Origin of the sequence: Flavobacterium sp. (genome assembly GCF_035456085.1) — a bacterium.
Lineage (GTDB): Bacteria > Bacteroidota > Bacteroidia > Flavobacteriales > Flavobacteriaceae > Flavobacterium.
On the sequence record NZ_DATIDY010000006.1, the window covers coordinates 1 to 7,790 of the forward strand.

Consider the following 7,790-nt stretch of genomic DNA (forward strand, 5'->3'; position numbering starts at 1 on the left):
GTTTTTTTCTCTTTTGAAAGAAAAAGAAACATCAGGAATTTCTAAAGAAGCTGAATCCCATTTTTCAGGAAATCCGGGTTTGATCGTCAGTTGATGAGCGAGTGCATCTGGTTGAATTCCGAAAAGTCCTTCGACCAAAGTTCTCGTCGTCATTCCGATTGGGTCGGCAAAGTCACGGTACAATTCGCCACGAATCGCATCTTGGTACATTAACTGTTCAAACCCACCCGGCGAAGGACTTAAATACATACTTTCGACCAAGGCACTTTCCCACATTTTAAAGGCTTTCTCAGGATTTCCTCCTTGCCAATACGCCAACGAAGTATGCAGTTGCTCTGCCAATGCCACATTGTTAATCGACCAAGTATAAGGTTGCCAATTGGTCGTACTTATTACAAACAAATCTTTTTTGTCTAAACCCTCAACTTCAATTGGAATGTGAGGAATTTGCGTATCCACATAACGAAGCATTTCATAATGTTGAAACGGATTTCCAAGTTCAGAATCAATCGTATGGTAAATGCTCCAAATTCCTGGAGAATCGTGCAACAATCGTTTGCCAAGTGCATCTTTATATTCGGCAAAAATTCCTTTTTCTGGAATCCATAATTTGTCGGCTGTGGCTTTTTCAATTTTGTTTGCTTCGGCTGAAAAAGGTTCGGCATTTTGATGCAAAGCCTTTGCAACAATAGCCATCGTTTTATTCGAATAATAATTATACGCCGATGAATGAATCACGCCTCCACCACTGTATTGCAAAGCATCACTCGCCCAAATGGATGCATACGCATCGTACAAACCATCTTTATCAGTATCAAAATTTCGCTTTTCCCAATCGATATGTCTTTGCAAAACGGGCCACATTTCTTTGATAAATGCTGTATCTCCCGTCCATTTGAAATGGCGCAACATTTGGTCGAAAAAAACCAAATTCATATCATAATGATGTGCAATCGTATTGTTATCCGGTTTTCGGCTGATGTAACCACTACTGAACATCGAAGTGCCCATTTCTTCTTTTTGACGAGCCAAATTTCGTTCGGAATCAAAAACGACTGGACCAGTTGCTGGCTCTATAACTTGCGAATGGCTATAACTTGTAAAATGTGTTTTGGCTCTATCGTGCCAGCCCAACGGATCAGCAACATACGCGCCACGCCACGCATTTAAAGGCATACGCCAAGCCACCGCTCCATGCAGATATGTAGGGCTTTCCCAAATTCCATCGGCTGCGATTGCCAATGCGGAGCCTAAAGTATTGATATACGAATCAGGAGTCGTTACTTTTATTCTGTTGGCTAATTGCAACATTTTTTGAGATGCATTTGCAAATAACTCTTCTAAATCGTTTTGACTTTTTACTTTTGAATTAACATTGGTATTGAATGACCAAAACAAATCTTTTTTTGAAATAACATTTATTTTTCCAACAATTAGATTTTGACTTTCTGGAGAAGAAGCAAACAATTCAAGTGGCGAATTTTGTCGATTCGCATTCGCTAAATGCACTTCGGATTGTGGAAAAAAGCCTTGTAAACTTCTATCATTACCCGTTTTCTTCTTGTTGACTTCAGAGCCATATTCCAAGACAAAAGAACCTTTATTGATTGTGTATTTATTTCCAGTACAATATTCTGGTTTTAAGTAAAAGCTGGATTCCGGGTCGGCACCAATATCGCCGTCACGACTAAATTTTCTGCCACTGGCGCCACCAAAAGCCCAGATTAATGAGGTATTTTTATCAATATCACTCGCTGAAACTTTCAAAACAAAACCTTCTTCTTCTGTCAATGCTACGATTTCGAGTTTCAGTTTTCCTTTTCCTAAAATAGCATCCTGAATTTCATAATACATTTTGCCATTAGCATAACGAGTCGTTATCGAACTGGCTTCGGTGATCCATTTGCTTTGCTTTCCACTAGATAAACCCAATTTTAGATTACCTCCCATTCCCGGCATATACATTGCAAATTCGGGCAAATCTCCCGTTTCTACCCGGAACGCAGTATTGGAACCATACAAAGCACGATTGAATTTTCGGGTTCCATTTTTTAGCAAAAAACCATTACCATCCGGCACATAATGAATCTTACGTGGCGCTGGCTTTCGTTCTTTTTCCTGTGCAAAAATGCAAAGTGAAAACAGGGCAAAAAACAATAAAGATGGTATAATTGGCTTAACTTTCATAAATCTTTATGGGTTATTAAACTTTTAGTATTTGCGTATTCTAGATGATTTAATATATAAAAACGCGTTGGGTGAAATTATTTTTTACCACATAGAGACATAGAATTTATAGTCTTTAAAAGACTTTGATAGTCGTTTTACTTATCACATAGCCAATCTATGTGGGAAATAGGCTTATTTCTATTTATTCTTACAATAATTTGCTATTAAATCTATGTTTCTATGTGGTTGATTTTTTCAATTTACAGAATTTCACCCAACGGGTATATAAAAGACTAAAATCTAATTTAATAATTAAAAAAGATTAAACTTTTTTAATGATTGATGACACAATATTGCAGTTTTTTTAATAGTAACGCATCCTGTACCTACCCGCATTTTTAGAAAATCAATACTTTTTTAACATAAAAGTAACCACATAGTACAGGATGGTATTTTGAAATCGAACTATTAGTTTTGAAAAGCTATTAACCAAAACAAATTAAATGAACCTTTTTAGAACATTCAGTTTACTTTTATTGGTCTTTTTTTCTTCGAACATTCTTTTATCAACGAATAAGAATACTATTGAGATGGAGAAAAATACGATTCCAAAAAACGCAACCACTATAATTGAACCGAAGATTTTTAATTTTGATTCTTCTAAAAAAAGCGACAAATTTACCAACGTACTTTCAGCAATTAATTACGATGAAAATACAGAATATGGATTTGATTTTGAAACAACTGCTAATGCTAAATTTAATAAATCGGGTTTAAATATTGACAAAAGCACGTACTTTTCAATAAAAATTCCTGAAGGAAACTACAAAGTAAAAGTTACAATTGGTGATGCTTCAAAAGATTGCAATACAACCGTAAAAGCAGAATCCAGAAGAGTGATGCTGAACCAACTTTTGACCAAAAAAGGAAAAACCGCAATAGCCGAATTTAATGTAAATGTTCGAAATAGTTTTATTGATAATTCAGCTTCTATCAAACTAAAAGACAGAGAAAAAGGAGATTTAAATTGGGATAACAAACTAACTTTGGAATTTTTGGGAACAACAAATATCCAAAATATTGAAATTATTCCACTTGAAAAAGTGACTTCCGTTTTCTTGGCAGGAGATTCCACAGTTACCGATCAGGACGTAGAACCTTGGGGATCTTGGGGGCAAATGATTCCGCAATTTTTTAATACGAATGTTGTTATAACCAATTATGCTTGTTCCGGACTGGCTTTGAGTTCTTTTAAAAGCAGTAATCGTCTGGAAAAAGTTAAATCTCAAATCAAAGCAGGTGATTATTTGTTTATTGAATTTGGTCACAACGACGAAAAAATAAAAGGGCCAGAAAACACCGCTTGGAAATCGTATTCGGATTTATTAGTTGAATTTATTCAGGTTGCCAAAGATAAGGGAGCTTTTCCTGTTTTGGTTACGCCAACGCAACGCCGCTCGTTCAACACTGATGGTTCTTTACATGAAACCCATGGGGATTTTCCAGACGCAATGCGAGCGGTTGCCAAAAAAATGAATGTGCCCCTAATTGATATTACACAAAAAACAACTTCAATGTACGAAGCTTGGGGAGATGATGAATCGCGAAAAGCTTTTGTACAATATCCTGCAAATACTTTTCCTGGTCAGACTAAAGCGCTTGAAGACAACACTCATTTTAATGCTTTTGGTGCTAATGAAGTGGCGCTTGCAATGCTTCAGGGCATTCGTGAATTGGATTTGGGACTTAAAAAAGATATTTTAAAACAAGCACCCAATTACGATCCAAAACATCCAAATTACATTTCGAATTGGACTTTACCAATGAGTTCCCGTTTTGAGGTTGCCAAACCAGAAGGAAATTAATTTTTTAAGAAATTTATTTAAAAGATGAAAATACAACATTCCATACAATCTCTTTTTGTTGCAATAATGACTATTGTTTCTGTGCAAAATAATTTGGCACAACAAACTGACAAAGTTTTCCTTTCGGGAAAAGATTTTGAACATCCTGTGAAATGGGAATTCTATTGCACCGACGGAAATAATAGCAAAACCTGGACAACGATTAATGTGCCTTCTCAGTGGGAATTAGAAGGTTTTGGTGAATATACTTATGGAAGATGGTATAAAGAACTGAACCAAAAAGAGCCAAGCAAAGAAGAAGGTTTGTATAAATATGAATTTGATGTTCCGGCGGATTATAAAGATAAAGAGGTTACTATCACTTTTGCTGGTGCAATGACTGATACTGAGGTAAAAATAAACGGCAAATTGGCGGGACCAATTCATCAGGGTGGTTTTTACGAATTCAAATACAATATCAGTTCTTTATTGAAATTTGGGAGCAAGAATACTTTAGAAGTTCATGTTTGGAAACAATCTGCTAACAAATCAGTCAACGGTGCCGAACGCAGAGCTGACTGGTGGTTATTCGGCGGAATTTATCGCCCAGTTTGGTTGGAAATTGCTCCAAAAGCGCACATCAGCCATATTGCTGTTGATCCAAAAATGGATGGTTCGATTGCTATTACTTTAGACTTAAAAAACATTTCAAAAAATGCTACAGTTGATGCAACAATTGTTGATTTGAAAGATGGAACCACTTTTCCTGTGAATTCTTTTCCAATCAAAAAAGGAAGTACTCAGGAAATCATTAAAACTCAATTTCAAAATATAAAACCTTGGAATCCTGAGAGTCCCAATTTATACACTTTGCAACTGACTTTAAAAGAAAACGGAAAAACGATTCATCAACTTCACGAAAGAATTGGTTTTAGAACTTTGGAGTTCAAGAAAAAGGACGGAATTTATGTGAATGGCACCAAAATTATAATGAAAGGGATCAATCGCCATTCCTTTTGGCCAGAAGGTGGCCGCAGTACGAGTAAACGCATTAGTTTACTGGATGTAAAATTATTGAAAGACATGAATATGAATGCTGTCCGCGGCCATTATCCTCCGGATTCTCACTTTTTAGAAGTTTGTGATTCATTAGGATTATTTGTTTTGAATGAATTAGCGGGTTGGCAAAACTCTTATGATACCAAAACAGGAACGCAATTAATTCGCGAAACGGTAGAACGTGATGTGAATCATCCCTCAGTAATTATTTGGGACAATGGAAATGAGGGCGGATGGAATTATGAAGTGGATAAAGTTTTTGAACAATACGATCCGCAAAAAAGAATTGTGGTTCATCCTTGGTCTGATTTTAATGGTTGGGACACGCATCATTATCCAACCTATTTAACGGGTATGCATAGATTCAATAGTGGAGAAAATGTATTTTTCCCAACTGAATTCATGCACGGAACCTACGACAACGGACACGGAGCTGCTCTCGAAGATTTCTGGACTCGTTACAAACAAAGTCCATTATTTGCCGGAGGATTTATGTGGGCGATGTTAGACGAAGCTGTATTCCGTTCCGATTGGAAAGGGGAAGCAAAATTCGATTCCAAAGGTTCTTTGGCAGCAGACGGAATTTTAGGGCCTCATCGTGAAAAAGAAGGCAGTTATTATACAGTAAAAGAAGTTTGGGCGCCTATCCAATTTGCTCCAAAACAAGTAACTGAAACCTTTGATGGTTCTTTTTTGATCACCAATGATTATCTATTCAGCAATTTGAATTCCTGCAAAATGGAATATAAAATCATAAAATCAGATACTGATATTCTGTACACAGATGCTGTTGCAAAAGAAATAAGTTCTGGAAAAATAGATATTCCAAGTATTGAACCAGGAGAAACTCGTAAAATTAAATTTGCGGTTCCGACCAACTTTTTGGAAGGAGATGTTTTGTCAATAACCGCTCAGGATCAATTTGGAAAAGAAATTTATACTTGGACTTGGCCAATACATAAAGCAAAATACTTTGCTTCTAAATTTATAGCTTCCAAAGCCACAAAAGCGAAAGCAAAGGTGACTCGTAACGGAAATCAAGTTATTTTGTCTGGAGACAATGTTACGGTTACTTTGGACAGCACAACTGGAGAAATTCTTTCGGTTAAAAATGCATCAAACGCAATTCCGTTAACCAATGGCCCGCGCCCTATCGGGATGAAATGGAAGCTAAAAGATGTTCAAACTTTACAAGAGGGAGAAAATGCAGTTTGCAAAATTTCCTATTCTGGCGGATTAGATTCTGTAAAATGGATTATGTGTCCTGATGGAAGATTCAAAATGGAACTCATCGCTTTAAAAAACGCTGAAAATGCTGGTGGTTTTGACGGTGCTTATTTTGAAGATAAAATCAACTCGTTCGGAATCACATTCAGTTTCCCTGAAAAAGAGGTTACAGGTATAAAATGGTTCGGAAGAGGTCCTTACCATGTTTGGAAAAATAGAATCAAAGGAACCACTTACGGAGTTTGGGAAAAGAATTATAACACGACTATTACGGGAGAAAGTTTTGAAAACTTGGTTTACCCTGAATTCAAAGGCTATCATGCGAATTTATTAGCAGCAAATTTAAAAGCGGGTGCTTCATCATTTAAAGTTTTTAGTGAAAATGATAATTTATTCTTGCGATTATTCACTCCTGATTTGCCTAAAAATGGTTTCCCGGGAAGTAATCCACAGCCTGCGTTTCCTGAAGGTGACATTTCTTTTATGTATGAAATTCCGGCGATGAGAGATTTCAAGCCTTTGGAACAACAAGGTCCTGAAAGCCAGCCAACCAACATCAGAATCAAAAAAGGAGATGATGGAATATCGATGAATCTGTGGTTTGATTTTAGATAATTAACTCAAAATAAGTATGAAAAAATTAACCACATAGACACATAGATTGATTATTGATGATTAAAGAATGAATAGAAATAGCTCTATTTCCCACATAGATTGCTATGTGAAAAGTAAAACGACTATCAAGCACTTTTTAGAAACTATAAATCCTATGCCTCTATGTGGTTAAAAATAGTTGCAACCAACAGTTTTAAACCTTTAAATATGAAACTTATCAAAATATGTTCTGTCCTTTGTTTGGCAATATTGTTTTTTAATTTTGTAGAAAAACAAAACAACAAACCCACCGTTTTTATCGTTGGAGATTCGACGGTAAAAAATGGAAGTGGTAAGGGCGATGGCGGACTTTGGGGTTGGGGCGATTTTATTGGGCAGTTTTTAGATCTGAATAAAATTTCAATTCAAAACCATGCTTTGGGTGGAACCAGTAGCCGCAGTTTTCAGGCCCAAGGTTTGTGGGATAAAGTTTTTAAGCAATTGAAAAAAGGCGATTACGTACTCATTCAGTTTGGGCATAATGATAATGGGCCAATAAATGACACGATAAGAGCGAGAGGAACATTCAAAGGAATCGGTGAAGAAACTGAAGAAATTGATAATCTAATCACTCACAAACACGAAACGGTTCACTCTTATGGTTGGTACATTCGAAAATTAGTGAAAGATGCTAAATCAAAAGGGGCAATTCCGATTGTTTTTTCTCCAATTCCAAGAAACGATTGGAAAGCCGGGAAAATTATTCGCAACAATGAATCTTACGGTTTATGGGCAAAACAAATTGCCGAGCAGGAGAAAGTTACTTTCATCGATTTGAATGCAATCATGTCGGATGCACTAGATAAAATTGGACAAGAAAAAGTTACAGGAACATAT

The 7,790-nt window shown here is 36.3% G+C and carries 4 protein-coding genes; 3 read left to right on the forward strand and 1 reads right to left on the reverse strand.

Annotated elements, in window-relative coordinates; genetic code table 11:
• Positions 1–2,187: DUF4450 domain-containing protein (locus tag VLC96_RS00260; protein WP_325259901.1), on the reverse strand; the 2,187-nt coding region annotated here is incomplete at its 3' end.
• A 485-nt stretch (positions 2,188–2,672) separates the two neighbouring features.
• Between VLC96_RS00260 and VLC96_RS00265 the strand changes: the two genes are divergently transcribed.
• From VLC96_RS00265 to VLC96_RS00275, 3 genes are all read left to right on the forward strand, one after another.
• The gene (locus VLC96_RS00265; protein ID WP_325259903.1) at positions 2,673–4,034 is read left to right on the forward strand and encodes a rhamnogalacturonan acetylesterase; all 1,362 of its coding nucleotides are present in this window, start codon (positions 2,673–2,675) and stop codon (positions 4,032–4,034) included.
• A 24-nt stretch (positions 4,035–4,058) separates the two neighbouring features.
• Positions 4,059–6,914, forward strand: coding sequence for a glycoside hydrolase family 2 protein (locus VLC96_RS00270; RefSeq protein WP_325259905.1), 2,856 nt, complete (start codon positions 4,059–4,061; stop codon positions 6,912–6,914).
• 207 nt (positions 6,915–7,121) lie between these two features.
• On the forward strand, positions 7,122–7,790 hold a 669-nt coding region (locus VLC96_RS00275), incomplete at its 3' end, for a rhamnogalacturonan acetylesterase (RefSeq protein WP_325259907.1).